This window comes from Streptococcus sanguinis SK1 = NCTC 7863 (genome assembly GCF_000194945.1).
Lineage (GTDB): Bacteria > Bacillota > Bacilli > Lactobacillales > Streptococcaceae > Streptococcus > Streptococcus sanguinis.
In genome coordinates this window covers 229,966-246,289 of the sequence record NZ_GL878507.1, presented here as the reverse complement: position 1 = coordinate 246,289, position 16,324 = coordinate 229,966, and the positions used below count along the sequence as shown (strand labels likewise).

At 43.2% G+C, this 16,324-nt stretch carries 18 protein-coding genes; 5 read left to right on the top strand and 13 right to left on the bottom strand.

Annotation, left to right across the window (positions count from 1 at the left end):
• Position 1: 1 nt before the first annotated feature.
• Together HMPREF9378_RS09590 and HMPREF9378_RS09595 are read right to left on the bottom strand one after the other, a co-directional pair.
• Positions 2 to 1,288: a peptidase U32 family protein gene (locus HMPREF9378_RS09590; RefSeq protein ID WP_032911126.1), complete on the bottom strand. Its 1,287-nt coding sequence runs from the start codon at positions 1,286 to 1,288 to the stop codon at positions 2 to 4.
• 227 nt (positions 1,289 to 1,515) lie between these two features.
• Positions 1,516 to 2,445: a peptidase U32 family protein gene (locus HMPREF9378_RS09595; RefSeq protein WP_002913386.1), complete on the bottom strand. Its 930-nt coding sequence runs from the start codon at positions 2,443 to 2,445 to the stop codon at positions 1,516 to 1,518.
• 130 nt (positions 2,446 to 2,575) lie between these two features.
• On the opposite strand from HMPREF9378_RS09595, the gene HMPREF9378_RS09600 reads away from it, so the two are divergent.
• Entirely contained in the window at positions 2,576 to 2,878 is a 303-nt protein-coding gene (locus HMPREF9378_RS09600; protein ID WP_002894977.1) for a DUF3270 family protein, read from the top strand.
• Positions 2,879 to 3,000: 122 nt separating this feature from the next.
• Here the strand turns inward: HMPREF9378_RS09600 and HMPREF9378_RS09605 are convergent, their stop codons facing one another.
• The 8 genes from HMPREF9378_RS09605 to HMPREF9378_RS09640 all read right to left on the bottom strand — a co-directional run bounded on the left by HMPREF9378_RS09605 (position 3,001) and on the right by HMPREF9378_RS09640 (position 9,475).
• Positions 3,001 to 3,483, bottom strand: a complete 483-nt coding sequence (locus tag HMPREF9378_RS09605; protein ID WP_002906111.1) for a YtxH domain-containing protein — start codon at positions 3,481 to 3,483, stop codon at positions 3,001 to 3,003.
• A 15-nt stretch (positions 3,484 to 3,498) separates the two neighbouring features.
• Positions 3,499 to 3,897, bottom strand: a complete 399-nt coding sequence (locus HMPREF9378_RS09610; protein ID WP_002894975.1) for a DUF948 domain-containing protein — start codon at positions 3,895 to 3,897, stop codon at positions 3,499 to 3,501.
• Between the two features lie 58 nt (positions 3,898 to 3,955).
• A complete protein-coding gene (gene lgt, locus HMPREF9378_RS09615; RefSeq protein WP_002897218.1) occupies positions 3,956 to 4,741 on the bottom strand; it encodes a prolipoprotein diacylglyceryl transferase in 786 nt (261 codons plus the stop codon).
• A complete protein-coding gene (gene hprK / locus HMPREF9378_RS09620) occupies positions 4,734 to 5,669 on the bottom strand; it encodes an HPr(Ser) kinase/phosphatase (protein ID WP_002894971.1) in 936 nt (311 codons plus the stop codon). Before hprK ends, lgt begins: the two co-directional genes overlap by 8 nt.
• A gap of 138 nt (positions 5,670 to 5,807) precedes the next feature.
• Positions 5,808 to 6,299, bottom strand: a complete 492-nt coding sequence (locus HMPREF9378_RS09625; RefSeq protein WP_002903142.1) for an NUDIX hydrolase — start codon at positions 6,297 to 6,299, stop codon at positions 5,808 to 5,810.
• 205 nt (positions 6,300 to 6,504) lie between these two features.
• A complete protein-coding gene (locus tag HMPREF9378_RS09630; protein ID WP_023916493.1) occupies positions 6,505 to 6,780 on the bottom strand; it encodes a PspC domain-containing protein in 276 nt (91 codons plus the stop codon).
• Between the two features lie 138 nt (positions 6,781 to 6,918).
• A complete protein-coding gene (locus tag HMPREF9378_RS09635; protein ID WP_002903144.1) occupies positions 6,919 to 7,356 on the bottom strand; it encodes a SprT family protein in 438 nt (145 codons plus the stop codon).
• Complete coding sequence (locus tag HMPREF9378_RS09640) at positions 7,343 to 9,475, bottom strand: Tex family protein (protein ID WP_002903146.1); 2,133 nt, start codon at positions 9,473 to 9,475, stop codon at positions 7,343 to 7,345. Before HMPREF9378_RS09640 ends, HMPREF9378_RS09635 begins: the two co-directional genes overlap by 14 nt.
• Positions 9,476 to 9,653: 178 nt before the next feature.
• On the opposite strand from HMPREF9378_RS09640, the gene HMPREF9378_RS11640 reads away from it, so the two are divergent.
• The 4 genes from HMPREF9378_RS11640 to zwf all read left to right on the top strand — a co-directional run bounded on the left by HMPREF9378_RS11640 (position 9,654) and on the right by zwf (position 13,143).
• Positions 9,654 to 9,791 carry an SPJ_0845 family protein gene (locus HMPREF9378_RS11640; protein ID WP_002897213.1) on the top strand — a complete coding sequence of 46 codons (138 nt, stop codon included), beginning with the start codon at positions 9,654 to 9,656 and terminating at the stop codon, positions 9,789 to 9,791.
• A complete protein-coding gene (locus HMPREF9378_RS09645) occupies positions 9,788 to 10,693 on the top strand; it encodes a permease (RefSeq protein WP_002897212.1) in 906 nt (301 codons plus the stop codon). Before HMPREF9378_RS11640 ends, HMPREF9378_RS09645 begins: the two co-directional genes overlap by 4 nt.
• Positions 10,690 to 11,508: a TIGR03943 family putative permease subunit gene (locus tag HMPREF9378_RS09650; RefSeq protein ID WP_002897211.1), complete on the top strand. Its 819-nt coding sequence runs from the start codon at positions 10,690 to 10,692 to the stop codon at positions 11,506 to 11,508. The genes HMPREF9378_RS09645 and HMPREF9378_RS09650 overlap by 4 nt, the downstream gene beginning before the upstream one ends.
• Before the next feature lie 174 nt (positions 11,509 to 11,682).
• Entirely contained in the window at positions 11,683 to 13,143 is a 1,461-nt protein-coding gene (zwf, locus tag HMPREF9378_RS09655) for a glucose-6-phosphate dehydrogenase (RefSeq protein ID WP_002899946.1), read from the top strand.
• 50 nt (positions 13,144 to 13,193) lie between these two features.
• Here zwf and ftsY read toward each other — a convergent pair whose 3' ends face one another.
• From ftsY to HMPREF9378_RS09670, 3 genes are read right to left on the bottom strand one after another with little or no spacing between them, the layout of a single operon-like run.
• Entirely contained in the window at positions 13,194 to 14,708 is a 1,515-nt protein-coding gene (gene ftsY / locus HMPREF9378_RS09660; protein ID WP_002899945.1) for a signal recognition particle-docking protein FtsY, read from the bottom strand.
• A 3-nt stretch (positions 14,709 to 14,711) separates the two neighbouring features.
• Complete coding sequence (locus HMPREF9378_RS09665) at positions 14,712 to 15,530, bottom strand: Cof-type HAD-IIB family hydrolase (RefSeq protein WP_002899944.1); 819 nt, start codon at positions 15,528 to 15,530, stop codon at positions 14,712 to 14,714.
• Complete coding sequence (locus HMPREF9378_RS09670) at positions 15,530 to 16,324, bottom strand: Cof-type HAD-IIB family hydrolase (RefSeq protein ID WP_002913385.1); 795 nt, start codon at positions 16,322 to 16,324, stop codon at positions 15,530 to 15,532. The genes HMPREF9378_RS09665 and HMPREF9378_RS09670 overlap by 1 nt, the downstream gene beginning before the upstream one ends.

The window sequence follows — 16,324 nt, the reverse complement described above, 5'->3', positions numbered from 1 at the left end:
ATTAAGCTCGGACGGTCACGCTAGTGCCATCTTCCTTGTATAGATTAATCAAGCCTTCCTTGCGAGCCCGCACCATATCACCTGCCTCTACTGGCTGCTCTAAGTGAATAGTCAGAAGCTCCATCGGATTAGGAGCCCGATCAATTCTATTCCCTTCAGCATCTCGAAGGTCTGTGATAAAGGTTTCAAAATGACGGAAGCCTGGTCCGTAAAACTCAACTTGATCCCCTTCATGAATAACATTTCGCTGACGAATAGTCGCTGTCTGACTGTCTGCGTCATAGGCTACTACTTCTGCTACAAATTTGTATTCTGGAATCTTACGTCTCGCTCCGAAAAGCTGCTCATTTTCAGTTGGAGTATGATAGTAGAATCCTGTAGCCAATTCACGTTGAGCAACCTTCCACATCTCATCGACCAAATCCTGCTTGATAGCTTCGAACTTTTCAGGACTTTCTAGATAAGCATTCACAGCTGCTTTATAGCAGTTGGTCACAGTAGAAACGTAATGAATAGACTTCATCCGTCCCTCAATCTTCAAGCTATCCACTCCGTTTTCAATCATGTCTGGTATGCGGTCAATCATGGACATATCAACAGCGGACATGGAAAATTCTTCTGGAACTTCACCTTTCAAGCTCTTACGTTCTTGTCCAAAAGGCATATCATAGAGGTCGTATTTCCAACGACAGGATTGCGAGCAGCCTCCACGATTGGCATCGCGCATACTCATGTGATTGGATAACGTACAGCGGCCGGAGTAGGAAATACACATGGCTCCATGAACAAAAGCTTCGATTTCAACGTTAGTCCGTCGGCGAATTTCTGCCAGCTCAGCCATAGAAACTTCGCGAGCTAGGACAACGCGAGTCAGTCCTAGATTTTTCCAGAACTCCAGCGTTTCATAGTTGGTCGCACTGGCCTGAGTCGATAGGTGGATTTCCAGACCAGGAGCCTCCGATGCTGCAATAGCAATCAAAGCCGGATCTGAAACAATGACAGCCGCAATCCCGATATCTCGCAAACGGCGGAACCACTCACCAGCACCCTCTTCATTCCCCTCGTGCATGACCATATTTGCCGCGACATAGACCTTAGCACCATAACGAGCCGCAAACTGAACCCCTTCTTCCATCTGTTCAAAGGTAAAGTTCCCAGCCCGACTGCGCAGTCCATAGGCCTGTCCGCCAATAAAAACAGCATCTGCTCCATATCGAACAGCTACTTTTAGCTTTTCCAAAGTACCAGCAGGTGATAACACTTCTGGTCGTTTCAATTTTCTTGCCATCATTTTCTCCTATTTGCAATATAAAAGTGTTGATGTCTAATCCTTATTATTTTATAGTAATTTACCCCTAAAAGCAAGGTTCTTTGAATTATTTTCACAATTCTAATTTTCGGATTTTTCGAATTAATTCAAAAAATAGTTTGAAACATCTATTTTTTACTCATGTTTTAGAAATATTATTTTTGTTTTCAAAAAAGAACTCCTAAAAGGAGCTCTAGTTTCAATGTTTATTTTACCATATCGGGATCATAGTCATAAAATCCTGTATCGAGAAAACGATTTTTCGGATGCAGTTTATGAATCGCCTCATCCAGAACAAAGGCTTGATCTGAGCTAAACTTGCCTGCTTCAATCAAATCCCTCGCCTCGACAAAAATCTTAGCAATCTCAACAAAGTTGTGGCCTGGCGTGTATAGACCTTCTAGCTTCCAGTTGCAGAATCCATGGTCAACCAACTCTATCAGCTTGGTCATCAAATCCAAGTCATTATTGGCAAAAATATGAGTACCATGATTGTCCTCAAAAATCGAGTAATGGCTCTGCGGATCGCTTGGTTCCGCCAGAAAGAGGTCTCGTTCTCTCGTCTTCTCATCATCGATACGAGTAAAATTATAGTAATTCTGCAAAAGAGGACGCTTGGAGTGATGGATGACACTAGCTCCGTAAACCAAGACTTCAGCAGGAATTTCCAGAATTTCTGGCATCTTAAAAAGCTCAGCAGAAGGAATCTCACGCGCCAAGACAGCTTCTGAAACACCAGCGTTCTTAGCCCAAAAGTTAATCTGACGGCTGCTGGTAACCATGGTCGATGCGTCGTAAATGGTTTTTAATTTATAGCCATCGCGCTGCAGCACATAGAAAACACCAGCATCTCCAACCGTAATATAATCTGCCCCAATCTCCTGCAAGAAATCAAGGTAAGGCTTAATATTATCCATCATTTCCTGATGCATGAGCGCGTTCACCGCAACAGTCAACCCTTTTCCTGCTTGGTGAACCAAGTCAGAAATTCGAGTTAATTCGTCTAAACTAAAATTATGAGGCAACCGAAGGCCATAATTTTTCTCACCGACATAAATTCGATCGACATTTGCCTCTAAAAGTTCCTCAACTTGTTCTATACTTTCAGCTGTTGCTGTAATAATTATCTTTTTCATACAACCATTATAGCAAAAAAATATAAAGGAGTGGTTTTTCATTCGAATTTATTCGTTTTGTAATCCTTTTGTAATATTTAAAACTGCAAAAAAATGGTAGAATTAGAGGGTACTGTAAGGAGAGAGAATTATGCACGTAAGAAAATACCAACAATATGATGACCCAACTGACTACTACTACCAAGAAATTGAATCTGAACAAACACCACTCTATCAAGAATACCTACCTGAAGCAGAAACATCACCAAGATTAAGCGAACTCTTTTTCTTCTTAAATATTGCTGTTTTCTGTGTCTTGACAGTTTTGTTTAGCTTTGTATTTTTGAGTTTAAAAATGAATACATTTATGTCCTTCACTTTGGCCATTGCTTCTAGCCTGATTAGCATTCAATCTTATCGCCTGTTCGCAAAGAAACGCCAAACTAGCAAATAAACCAACCTTGTGATTCTACGATTTTAAAATATAAGAAAAAACCGAAGATGCTTTCTATCCTCGGTTCTTTTTTTCGTTCTTGCAAACAAAGAAGACTAGCAATTTTGCTAATCTTCTTTATTTTATTTTTCTTCTTGATTATCAGTTTCAGCAGTCTTTTCTTCTTGACCTTCTGTCGCTTCTGCTCCGAAGTCAATTATGATTTCTTCTGAAGGTTCCTCTTCTTCCTCTTGGAAGATCACAGGCTCTTCCTCTGCAAAGTTACTTTCTTCTTTATCAAATTTTTCTTTGATTTCGTTAAACTTATCTTGCGAGTAGTCCACGACTGATTTTGTCGTTTCTTTGACAGATTCGATGACTGTTTCAGTTGTAATCTCGCCTTTCTCAACTTTTTCCTTGGTTTGTTGAATTGCGCTGACAGCTTGATTTGAAAAGTCTTTAGCAGACTGAACGACAGCTTCGTGAATATCATCAGGATTTTCTTGGTATTCCTTAACAAAGTCCCGAACCTTATCTGTCGTTTCCTTTCCTTTCTTACTGGTCAGAAAATAGGCAGCAGCTGCACCTGTAACGGCGCCCAATAACAGTGATGAAAATTTTCCCATAATAGACCTTCTTTCTTATTTTTTAAACAATTTTGAAGCAAAACGCAAAGCAGATAAACCAGCTGTTGTCTTGACAGATCCCTTGCCAACAGACACAGCTTTTTTACTCAGCGTGCGCGCCTGAACGTTTAAATCTGAAACAGACTCAGACAGGTCCGCTACAGCTGTAAACAAAGGATCAATAGTTGCGACTTTTTGATTGATGTCGTCAGTCAAGACATTGACCTTGGCCAGTAAATCATTGGTTTGGTGAAGGGTCACGTTGACATCAGAAGTCAAGACCTTGATGGTATTTTCTGTTTCATCTAGCATCTTACCAGCTTTCTCGCCCAGATTTTTGACTGTTATCGTCAAGTAAATCACGAAGATAATAAGGGCAACTGCCAGTAAAGCATAAGCAATTTCAATTATCATATTTCTCTCCTTTCATCGCTGACATCTCTTATAAAAGAGTCAACGGATCTATTATTTCTTATTCTTGATAGTAAGGGGCTTTCTTTTTTCTTTGGTAAATGATGATGCCGATTCCGACAAAAATAAGAATCAGAGATAACCATTGGGAAACACGCAGACCAGCAAACATGAGACTGTCTGTCCGCATCCCCTCAATGATCATCCGACCAAATCCATACCAAATTAGATAGAAGGCGGCGATTTCTCCCTGTCTCAGCAACTTAGGCCGACGGCGGAGAACAATAATCAAGATAAAACCAAGTAGGTTCCATAGAGATTCATAGAGGAAAGTTGGCTGTCTGTAGCTGCCTTCGATATACATATTTTCACGAATAAAGCTAGGCAGATAGTCCAAACTCTTAACTGCCGCACCATAGGCCTCATGGTTGGCAAAATTTCCCCAGCGACCAATACTCTGGGCAATCATCACACTTGGTGCTGCAATATCCAGAAAATCAACTGGGTGAATCAGCCTTCTCCTACAAAAAAAGTAGAGAACGATAGCACCAGCTATCAGCCCGCCGTAAATAGCAATACCTGCTATTCCGCCATTCCAGAAATCAATGATTTTTATCAGATTCTTACCGTAATAATCCCACTCGAAGGCCACGTAATAAAGCCGGGCACCCACGATGGCTACGGGAAAAGCCACTAGGATAAAATCCAAAATATCATCAGGAATAATCTTCCGACGCGGAGCTTCTTTCATGGCAAGATAAACGGCTAAAACTAAGCCCGTGACAATACAGATGGCATACCAGCGAATACTGATAGGCCCTAGTTGGATAGCTACTGGATCAATCATGTTTCACCTCATTCCGGCTAATTAAATCGGTGAGGCGCTCTTCAAAGATCTTAGTAGCATCATAGCCCATTTGCTTAGCTCGATAGTTCATCGCCGCAGCCTCAATTACGACCGAGATATTGCGGCCAGTCTTTACAGGAATCCGAATACGTGGAATTCTGACACCGGCAACCTCCAGCTCCTCTGTATCATTACCTAGACGGTCAAAAGTTTTTTGAGTGTCGTAATTCTCCAAATAAACAGCTATCTGAACTTGAGAAGAATCTTTAACTGCACTGGCTCCGTATAAGCTCATAACATCTATGATACCAACACCACGAATTTCTAATAGGTGTCGCAGGATTTCAGCCGGCTCTCCCCAAAGGGTCACTTCATCCTTAGCATAGATATCCACTCGATCGTCCGCAACCAAACGATGGCCACGCTTAACCAATTCAAGCCCTGTCTCACTTTTACCAATTCCACTGTCCCCTTGGATGAGAACCCCCATGCCATAAATATCCATCAGAACCCCATGAACACTGGTCCTCTCAGCCAGCCGAGAATCAAGATAACTGGAAATTTCTCCAGACAAGCGGCTAGTAGAGGCTTTGCTTCTAAGAATAGCAACCTGCTTCTCATCAGCCGCATCAATCATTTCTTTAGGAATCTCTAAATTTCGAGCAATGATAACCACCGGCGTCTCAGGCTGGAACATTTTCAGCAGTACTTGATGGCGATTATGAGAGCTCATCTTCATCAGATAAGACCACTCTTTCATCCCAATCAGCTGTATCCGCTCGGGTGTATAAAAATCAAAATATCCAGTCATTTCAAGTCCAGGCCGAGAAATATCTGAAGTTTTAATTTCTTTCTCCAGTAAAACTTTATCTCCGTACTCCTGAGACAGACGAGACATTTTTAAGAGGTCTTTGACCTTTACTGACATTGTCTTCTCCCTTCAAATTTGTCTGCTTCTATTATAGCAAATTTTTACCTCAAAAGAATCTTTAAGATTGATTTTAGAGCGAAAAAATATTTTGATTTAAATCAACTTTTTAGTAAAAATAGAAAAACAGCCACGGTCTTAGTCAAGCAGGCTGTTAAGAATCTTCTTTTGGTTCTTAAAACAAGGATGGTTTTCTACAAAATCTGGGACCTCTTTCAGAGGCAACCAGACATGAGCATCTGTTTCGCCTTCCTGATAGCGGACTTGACTCTTATCGCCAGACACAACCACCTCATAGTAGTCGAAATGGCACTGATCATTGACAGAGCACACCTGCTCCAAAAGTCTGATGCTGTCAGGAACCAGACCAGTTTCCTCTTTTAATTCACGTAAGGCGGCTGTCTGGCTATCCTCTCCAGCCAGCACACTGCCTCCCGCTCCGAACTCATAATAGCCAGGATAGAGACTTTTATTGGCTGACCGCCGCATAAAGAGAATATCACCATCCAGATGGCGAACCAAGACATTAACACATAGATGAAACTGTCCTTCAGGAATTTTTTCTCCTCGAACCAGGAGATGAGGGAGTTGATTTCGATTTAAGTCATAGGCATTCCAAATTTCTGTCATATTTCCTCCTTGGATAAATTGCTAATATTTTGGTGATGTTTTTAAGTGTCAATTTACCTGGTTTTCTATCCTGCTTCTTTTTTAGATTTTTTCTAAAAGAAGCAAGCAGAAAATAAATCACGGCATAGAAATGTCTTACTAAAACATTCCCTACTTCAAGTAAAAAATCGGGAGCGCATCCCGAAATTTTCTATTTTATTAAGAATCACCAAAACCAACCGTCTTTATCGTCTTTGATAGCTTCAGCTTCTTTTCGTTTGCGCGGGCCGGTTCCATACATTTCTTCTTCTATGTCTTCTTTATAGGGCATAACCATAGCCAGCAGGATATAGATGAGAATTCCCAAGCCGAAATTGACCACAGTAAAGATAATAAAGAGGAAGCGCACCAGGCTCAGATCAAAATCAAATTTATCACATAGACCGGACAAGACACCGGAAATCAGTCGATTCTTTTTCAACTTATAGAATTTCACGTTCATGATAGAGACCTCAATGATCATATTTACTTTATTCTACCATATTTCATGAGAAAACAATCGGGCCAAAGGCTGATTATGGATTAGAATATTCATTCTTTTGAAAAAGAGAGTTCTTCAAGGAACTCTCTCGCTAATCTATCAAGCTTTCTCTGACAAACGGAGCTTGCCCATACAGCGTCCGCAACGGTATTTTTGAAGATTGACTCTACGTCTACGACGGATAAGTGCTCCGCAGCTCAGGCATTCATAGACGAGAAAAGATTGCGAGTCGGACAAGGAAGGAGCGTAGCGCAGACCATCAACTTGCTTGAGCAGTTCTTTAAAATCTCGATCCCCATGGCGGTATCCTTTACCCTGATAATAGAGGTGATAGTGAGCCAGCTCATGGCGAACAATTTTTCGGAAGGTCTCCAGCCCAAAAGTTTCATAGATTTTTGGGTTGAAATCCAAATGACCATCTTTAGGAAAGAAGCGTCCCCCTGTAGTGCGGAGACGCTTGTTCCAATAAGCTTGGTGGCGGAATTCCCAGCCAAAATCCTCAAGCGAAACCCGCTTGACATAGTTAGTTAGATTCATTTGGTGCTATCAGAGAGAGGTTGACCTTCTCCCGCTCCACATCCAGTTTATCCACCCAGACTGTGACTAAGTCGCCAACAGATAGGACCTGACTAGGGTGCTTGATATAGTCCGTGCTCAGCTTGGAGATATGAATAAGACCGTCTTCGTGGATACCGATATCCACAAAGGCTCCAAAATCGACAACATTTCGGACAACACCTTCCAACTTTTGACCGATGCGCAAATCCTTGATATCCAAGACATCCTGCCGCAGAACTGGCGCGTCAAAGGAATCACGCAAATCCCGGCCAGGCTTGAGCAAATCAGCAATAATATCTTTGAGGGTTTCTTCTCCCAATCCTAGCTCTGCAGCCAAACTAGCAGTCTGAACAGCCTTTAATTTGACTTGGGCAGCTTCATCCAAACTGCTGATTTCCAGACGCTTAAAGAGCTCCTCCACTGCCTTATAAGACTCTGGGTGAACGCCTGTATTGTCTAGCAGGTTATCACTTTCAGGAATACGCAGGAAGCCGGCCGCCTGTTCAAAAGCCTTTGCGCCTAGACGCGGCACTTTCTTGATGGCCTCGCGAGACCGAATCAAGCCTTCCGTTTCCCGGTATTTGACAATATTTTCTGAAATAGTCTTATTGAGACCAGCTACATGGGCAAGCAGGGCAGGACTTGCTGTGTTGATATTGACCCCGACTTGGTTAACCACTGTATCAACGACAAAGTCCAGACTTTCAGACAGTTTTTTCTGGCTGACATCATGCTGGTACTGACCAACCCCGATAGACTTAGGATCAATCTTGACCAGCTCAGCCAATGGATCCTGCAGACGGCGGGCTATGGAAATAGCTGAGCGCTTTTCAACGGTCAACTCTGGAAACTCATGACGAGCCAGTTCACTAGCAGAGTAGACAGACGCCCCGCTCTCATTGACGATGACATAGCTGACAGTTGGATGAGATTTCAAGACTTCTGCTACAAAAGCTTCACTTTCTCGGCTAGCAGTTCCGTTTCCGATGGCAATGATTTCCACGCCAAACTGCTCAATCAGCTCTGACAACTCTTTCTTAGAAGCTTCAATCTGAGCTGGCTTTGCTGGTGGAACGGGATAAATAACATGAGTCGTCAGCATCTTGCCTGTCGCATCAACAACAGCCAGCTTGGCTCCTGTCCGAAAGGCTGGGTCAAAGCCCAGTACTACGCGACCTTTGAGAGGAGCAATCAGGAGGAGATGGCGGAGGTTATCTGAGAAGAGCTGAATCGCTCCATCCTCAGCCACCTCAGTCAGCTCGGTCCGAATACGGCGCTCCATGGCTGGAATGATTTTCTTTTTAACTGCTTGCTGGATAGCTTCACTAATATAGGCATTTTTCACCTTGAAACGTACTTCAAAAAAGCGCAGGATTTTATCAAGATTGTGCTCAAAACCAACCTTGAGAATACCTAGCTTCTCACCACGGTTAAGAGCCAAGGTACGGTAGCCTTGCATGGTCGCTACTTTTTCGGAAAAATCATAATAAATCTGGAAGACCTGCTTTTCATCCAAATCACCGTCTTTGAGACTGGACACGATAAGAGAATTGGTCTGCATCTCATGGTAGGTCCAAGCCCGTAACTTGGTGTCTTCGGAAATCGCTTCAGTCAGAATATCCACTGCTCCTGCTAGAGCAGCTTCTGCTGTCGGAAAGGCTTCACTAGTCAGTTTCTCAGCTTCTTCCTGCAAGTTAGCCGCATCCTGTAGGATTAGGCGGGCCAAAGGAAAGAGACCTGCTTCACGGGCAATTGTAGCCTTGGTACGGCGTTTCTCCTTATAAGGCAGATAAAGTTCTTCCACATCAGCCAGCTTTTCAGCAGCCTCAATCTCAGAGCGCAACGCATCCGTTAGTTTGCCCTGCTCCTCAATCTTAGCTAAGACCGTCGCTTTACGCTCTGCCAAGGCAGTCATGCTCTTATCTAAGTCAATGATTGCCTTAATTTCGACCTCATCCAGATTTCCTGTCATTTCCTTACGGTAACGAGCAATAAAAGGAATTGTATTTCCCTCAGCGGTCAGATCTAGAACCTGTGATACTTGGCTTTCTTTAAGGCCCAATTTCTGGGCAATTTTTTCAATATTTATATTTTCCATAACAATCCTATTATATCACAAGTGCTTTGAAAGATAGGCTATTTTAGAACTATTTAGTACTATTTGTACAAAAAAATTTAGGGTAAATTAACGACAAAGGGTCTCTTATGTCTCAAAATTTCATTTTTTGATAATTGGTAGTATAATAGAATTATTATTTTAGAAATGAGGTGCCTTTATGGCTGTTAAATTTACTAGATCAGATGATTTGGACAAAATGTTCGAGGAATTTGCGACCCTGCCCAAGATGGAAAAGGTAGAGTTCCCTGAGGAAGACAAGAAAAAATCTAAAAATGAGAAGGATAAGAAAGAATGAACTTCTTCTCTCAGCTACCGGCCAGTGTCCTGCAAGCTGGTGCCATTTTTCTCTCCATTATCATTGAGGCCCTGCCTTTTGTCTTAATCGGAAGTATCATTTCTGGCTTTATCGAGGTGTATGTCACGCCAGACAAGGTTTATCGTTTCCTGCCCAAGAACAAATGGACTCGGATTTTCTTTGGAAGCTTGGTTGGTTTTGTCTTCCCCTCTTGCGAGTGCGGGATCGTCCCCATTATAAATCGGTTTCTAGAAAAGAAAGTTCCCAGTTACACGGCTGTGCCCTTTCTGGTAACGGCTCCAGTCATCAACCCCATCGTGCTCTTTGCGACCTACTCAGCCTTTGGAAATTCCCTCCGAATGGCTCTGCTTCGTGCTTTAGGTTCTATGGTCGTGGCTATTCTTTTAGGGATTTTTCTGGGCTTCTTTGCGGATAGCAATATTCAAAAAGAAAATCGCAAAGCAGTCCATGAACATGACTTTTCACATCTCAGTAAGGGACAAAAGCTTTTTCAGGTCTTTGTGCAGGCCATTGACGAATTTTTCGATACAGGTCGTTATCTGGTTTTTGGCTGTCTCTTTGCCAGCCTAGTCCAGGTCTATGTGCCAACCAGAATCCTGACCTCCATCAGCTCAACACCAGCTGTTGCTATTCTTCTGCTCATGCTGCTGTCCTTCCTGCTCTCACTTTGCAGTGAAGCTGATGCTTTCATTGGAAGCTCCTTGATTGCTAGTTTCGGCTTATCGCCAGTCTTAGCTTTCTTGGTCATTGGGCCTATGCTAGATGTCAAGAATCTGCTGATGATGAAAAACTACTTTAAGACACGCTTTATCTGGCAATTTATCAGCCTGGTTACTGTCGTTGTCTTTCTTTACTCTTGGCTTGTGGGGGTGGTGCTATGATTCGATTTCTAATCTTAGTTGGCTACTTTGAGATCACCATGTACCTGCAGCTGACAGGCAAGCTCAACCAATATATCAATCTCCACTACTCCTATCTGGCCTACTTGTCTATGATTCTATCTTTTATCTTGGCAGTTGTGCAGCTCATTATTTGGATGAAGAAGATGGAGGTCCACAGTCATTTAAATACTCGCTGGGCCAAGTTAGGCAGCGTGATGCTCCTTGTCATTCCGCTTTTTGTGGGAATTTTCTTTCCAACTGTTACCTTGGATTCGACAACAGTTTCGGCCAAAGGATTTCATTTTCCACTAGCTGAAGGAACTTCAACTGCTATTCAGCAGGACGAAGGCACTACCAGTCAATACCTGAAGCCTGACACTAGCACCTACTTTACCAAAGGAGCTTACGAAAAAGAAATGCGGGCAGCCGCCAAGAAATATGTCAAGCAAGATACCATTCAGGTCACAACTGAGAACTACATGGAAATCATGGAGGTCATCTATGATTATCCCGACGAGTTTGTAGGCAAAACGCTGGAGTTCACCGGCTTTGTCTACAATGACCCCAGCGACCAGAAGAGCCAATTTCTCTTTCGCTTCGGTATTATCCATTGTATCGCCGACTCAGGTGTCTATGGCCTCTTGACGACTGGAAATACCCAGCATTTCGAGAATAATACTTGGATTCATGCCAAGGGAAAAATTACCATGCACTACCATAAAAGTTTGGGGCAAAGCCTGCCAACTCTAGAAGTTGAAAGCTTTGATAAGGTAGAAAAACCGGACAATCCTTACGTTTATCGGGTATTTGAATAAAGAAAACGAGGCTGGCACAATCGTGTCTAAGCCTCATTTTTTATCTTTGAATATGTTTCAAGCAGCGGTCAATTTCTTTCTATTTATCTCCCTTTTCAGAAACCGAATTTCTGAATACAATCTTTAGAAAAATTGTGATAAAATAGAGACATCATTTAGAAAATAGGTATCAGGATGTCTTCAAAAGTTATTGTTACAATTTTCGGAGCCAGCGGTGACTTGGCCAAAAGAAAACTCTATCCCTCCCTCTTCAGACTCTATAAGTCTGGCAATCTTTCCAAGCATTTTGCTGTTATTGGAACAGCCCGCCGGCCTTGGAGCAAGGAGTATTTTGAGTCTGTAGTTGTCGAAGCAATCGCTGATTTAGCTGACAGTCCAGAGCAAGCCCAAGAGTTTGCCAGCCACTTCTACTATCAAAGTCATGATGTGCAGGATACCGAGCACTACATTGAGCTGCGCAAGCTTCAAAATCGACTCAATGAGCAGTACCAAGCCGAGCACAATAAACTCTTCTTCCTGTCCATGGCTCCGCAATTTTTCGGTACCATTGCCAAACACCTCAAGTCTGAAAATATCGTAGACGGCAAAGGCTTTGAACGTTTGATTGTCGAAAAACCTTTCGGGACAGACTTGGCAACTGCCAGCCAACTTAACGAAGAACTCTTAGCGGCCTTTGATGAGGAGCAGATTTTCCGTATTGACCATTATCTAGGCAAGGAAATGATTCAGAGCATTTTCGCTATTCGTTTTGCCAATCTTCTCTTTGAAAACATCTGGAATCGTGACTACATTGACAATGTCCAGGTTACCTTTGCCGAAAAGCTAGGTGTCGAAGAACGTGGCGGCTACTATGACCAGTCCGGTGCTCTACGCGATATGGTACAGAATCATACTCTGCAGCTCCTGTCACTCTTAGCTATGGACAAGCCGAAAAGCTTCAGCAAAGAGGACATTCGGGCAGAGAAAGTCAAAGTTTTTGAGCGCTTGGTACAGCCCGATAAAGAAGACCTAAAACGCTTCTTTATCCGCGGTCAGTATAAGTCAGGCACGGTCAAAGGTAAGAAATACATCTCCTACCGGAGTGAGCCTAATGTCAATCCTGACTCCATGACTGAAACCTTTGCTTCAGGAGCTTTCTTCGTAAATAGCGAGCGTTTCCGTGATGTTCCATTTTTCTTCCGGACTGGTAAACGCCTCACTGAAAAAGGCACTCTTGTCAATATCGTCTTTAAGCAAATGGAGTCCATCTTTGGTGAGGAGTTAGCACCAAATGTTCTGACCATTCACATCCAGCCAACTGAGGGCTTCTCTCTCAGCATGAATGGCAAAGAGGTTGGCGAGCGCTTCAGCTTAGCTCCTCTCTCTCTGGACTATCGAACAGACGCAACAGCTAGTGGCGCTTCCCCTGATCCTTACGAAAAATTAATCTTTGACGTTCTTAACAATGACTCAACCAACTTCAGCCACTGGGATGAAGTGCGCTCCAGCTGGGAGCTGATTGATCAGATTGAAGAGCTCTGGCGTAGCAACGAAGTGCCTCTTCATGAGTATCCTGTCGGTTCTATGGGACCAGATGCTTCCTTTGAACTCCTTAGAGAATTTGGAGCTGACTGGCAGTGGTCTCCAAACAAATAAAATTTAAAAATTGTTCATAAAAAAACCAGTACTCATACTGGTTTTTTGTTTTATACCAAGCCTTCAAGCAGGCCTTTCATAAAGTTCTCCGAGTTAAACTCACCGATATCATCAATCTTTTCTCCAAAGCCAATCAGCTTCACTGGGATATCCAATTCCTGACGAATGGCTAGCACAACCCCACCTCGAGCTGTTCCATCAATCTTCGTCAGTACAATTCCTGTGACTGGAGTAATTTTAGAAAATTCCTTGGCCTGAACCAGAGCATTCTGACCGGTTGAAGCATCGAGAGCTAGGAAAGTTTCATGTGGCGCTTCTGGATCCACCCGCTTAATAATACGGCCAATTTTCTCCAGTTCCGCCATGAGATTGTCCTTATTTTGCAGGCGGCCAGCCGTGTCAATCATAAGAACATCAACCTGCTCTGCCTGAGCACGCTCCATACCGTCATATACCACACTGGCAGGATCGCTCTTCTCAGGCCCCGTTACTACTGGAACATCTACGCGCCGACCCCATTCAGCCAGCTGAGCTACTGCTCCAGCTCGGAATGTATCTGCTGCTACCAACATGACTTTCTTGCCTTGTTGTTTGTACTTATAGGCTAATTTACCGATAGAGGTCGTCTTACCGACTCCGTTAACCCCAACAAAGAGCATGACAGTCAGACCATTTTGGAAATTGATTTTTTCATTAAAGCGGCCATCTTTCTCATAAATGTCCACCAATTTTTCAATAATCAGCTGGCGCAGAGCAGCTGGTTTTTTAGCATTTTCCAGACGGGCTTCATAGCGTAGTTCCTCAGTCAGACTGGAAGCTACCTGCACCCCTACATCACTAGTGATGAGCAGCTCTTCCAAGTCTTCGAAGAACTCTTCATCTACTGAGCGGAAATTAGCAAAGAAGGCATTAAGTCGTGCTCCAAATCCTGTCCGAGTCTTCTTTAGGCTGCGGTCATATTTTTCCTGAGTGGATTCCTCTTGAGGAAGATCAGTAGGCTCTTCTGTAGCTTCTGATTCTTCAGCAACATCAGCTGCTTGTTCGACCTGTTCTGATTCTGTTAGTGACTCAGCTTCTGTTTCTAGCTCGAACTCATTATTTGAATCAGTTCCTACCTCGTCATAAGAAACTGCTTCATGCTCGTTATGAGATGATGCTTCATCCGACAGCTTTGCTTGTTCAACAACTTCTTCTACCGTTTCGTCAATGCTCTCAGCATGATGCTCTTCTAGAGTTTCTTCAGTCTGACTTGCTCCTTGAGCCACTTCTTGATTTTCTGTAATAATTTCTCTTTCATGCTCAGACTCCTTGCTTTCTTCTTGGATGGCTTGAGATGCTGGCTCTTCAACATCAGCCAAACTATCTTTTGTATCCGAAATTTGGTCATCAAGTTGCTGCTCGTCCTGATAGGACTGAACAGCTTCCGCTTCAAGATTTTCTCCTGCTTCTGGAGCAGGCGCTGTTTCTTCTTCAAGCTCGCCAATGTTTTCCAATGCTTCCTTGACAACTTCTTCAATTGGCGGTTCTTGTTTTTTTCGGCCGAAAAGGCGGTCAAATAATCCCATCGGCTAATCCTCCTTTAGTACATATTCTTCAATAGCCCAAGCCACTGCATCCTCATCATTAGTCATAGGTGTCACCACATTGGCTGCTTCTTTAACAATGGCTACTGCATTCTGCATGGCCACTCCCAGACCAGCCCACTCAATCATAGACAGATCATTGGCTTCATCACCACAGGCCATGACCTGACTTCTCTCAATCCCTAAATGGGCAATCAGTTTCTCCAAGCCATTAGCCTTATGAACATTTTTCGGTGACCACTCCAGTAGCATTTCTCTAGATTTGAAAATCTCATAGCGCTCAAATAATTCTGGTGAAATTTGCTCAATAGCAGCATCCAGTGGTTCTTGAGCATAAGCAGTGACACATTTATTATAAGTCTGCTGACTAGACAAATCACTGAAATCAATAGGCTCAAAGGTCAGAGCAGGATTGAACTGAGCATAAAGCGAATCTTGATCGGACTGAATCTGATAGACAAGTCCTTCGCAGATAGCATCAAGCGGTATGTAGAGCTTGTCTGTCTCCTCGTAAATCCGAGCCACATCATCATAAGAAAAGACTGTTTTATCAAGGATTTCTCCAGTGTTGCGCTGAACAAGACCACCATTAAAAGTAATGGTGTACTCATCCTCTCGACCGTCTGTTCCCAGCTCATGCAGGAAAAAGTCCATGGCCTTAAGAGGGCGGCCAGTAGTCAGAACTACCTTAACTCCCTTGGCCTGAGCTGCTTTTAAAGCTGCTAAATTACGCTCAGAAATCTTCTTGTCTGAAGTCAGGAGAGTTCCATCCAAGTCCAGAGCAATCAGTTTTATATCTGCCATTATAATCCCTCCATGTAAGTGATAACCGACTGAGCATCATGGTGGCCGATGACTTCCTTGGCGACTTCTAAAATCTCAGGACGAGCATTTTCAGTCGCAATCGGATAGCCAGCCACCTGCATCATGTGCAAATCATTGAGATTATCACCAAAGACCATAACCTGAGAAAGATCTATGTCTAGCTTCTTGGCCAGCTCGACAATGGCAACCCCCTTATCCACATGGTCCAGAACGATGTCAATGGACTTGTAGCCGGTTGTCATGGCCTTGACTCCGTCAATATTCTCATTGACCCAAGCTTCACCAGCTGCGACTTGGTCCTCAGCAAAATTGGTCGTAAACTTAAAAATATCATCGTTGATATCAGCGAGGCTAGCTACTTTTTGAATATTTTCATTATAATGAGCACTGAAAGAAAGATAGGTCGGATCTACAGTCTCCAAGACATAGCAGGCACGTTTGCCCGTCAAAAGCAGCTCATTGACATTAACATAGGGAGATTCCTGCAGCTTATCAAAAACCTTAAGATAAAAGTCCTGTGGCATGGTTGCTTCATAGAGATCCTCGCCATGAAATTCAACTAAGCTGCCGTTTTCAGCAATAAAAATAATCTCATTGCGCACTTCCTCAAACAGCTTTTCCAGCGACAAGAGGGCGCGCCCGCTGGCTACAGCAAAATACATGCCTTTTTCTTTGAAGCGAGCCAAAACTTGCTTGAGACGGTCCATATCAAACTGACCTTTACTGTCTAAAAAGGTGCCGTCCATATCCGTTGCTACTAATTTTATACTCAT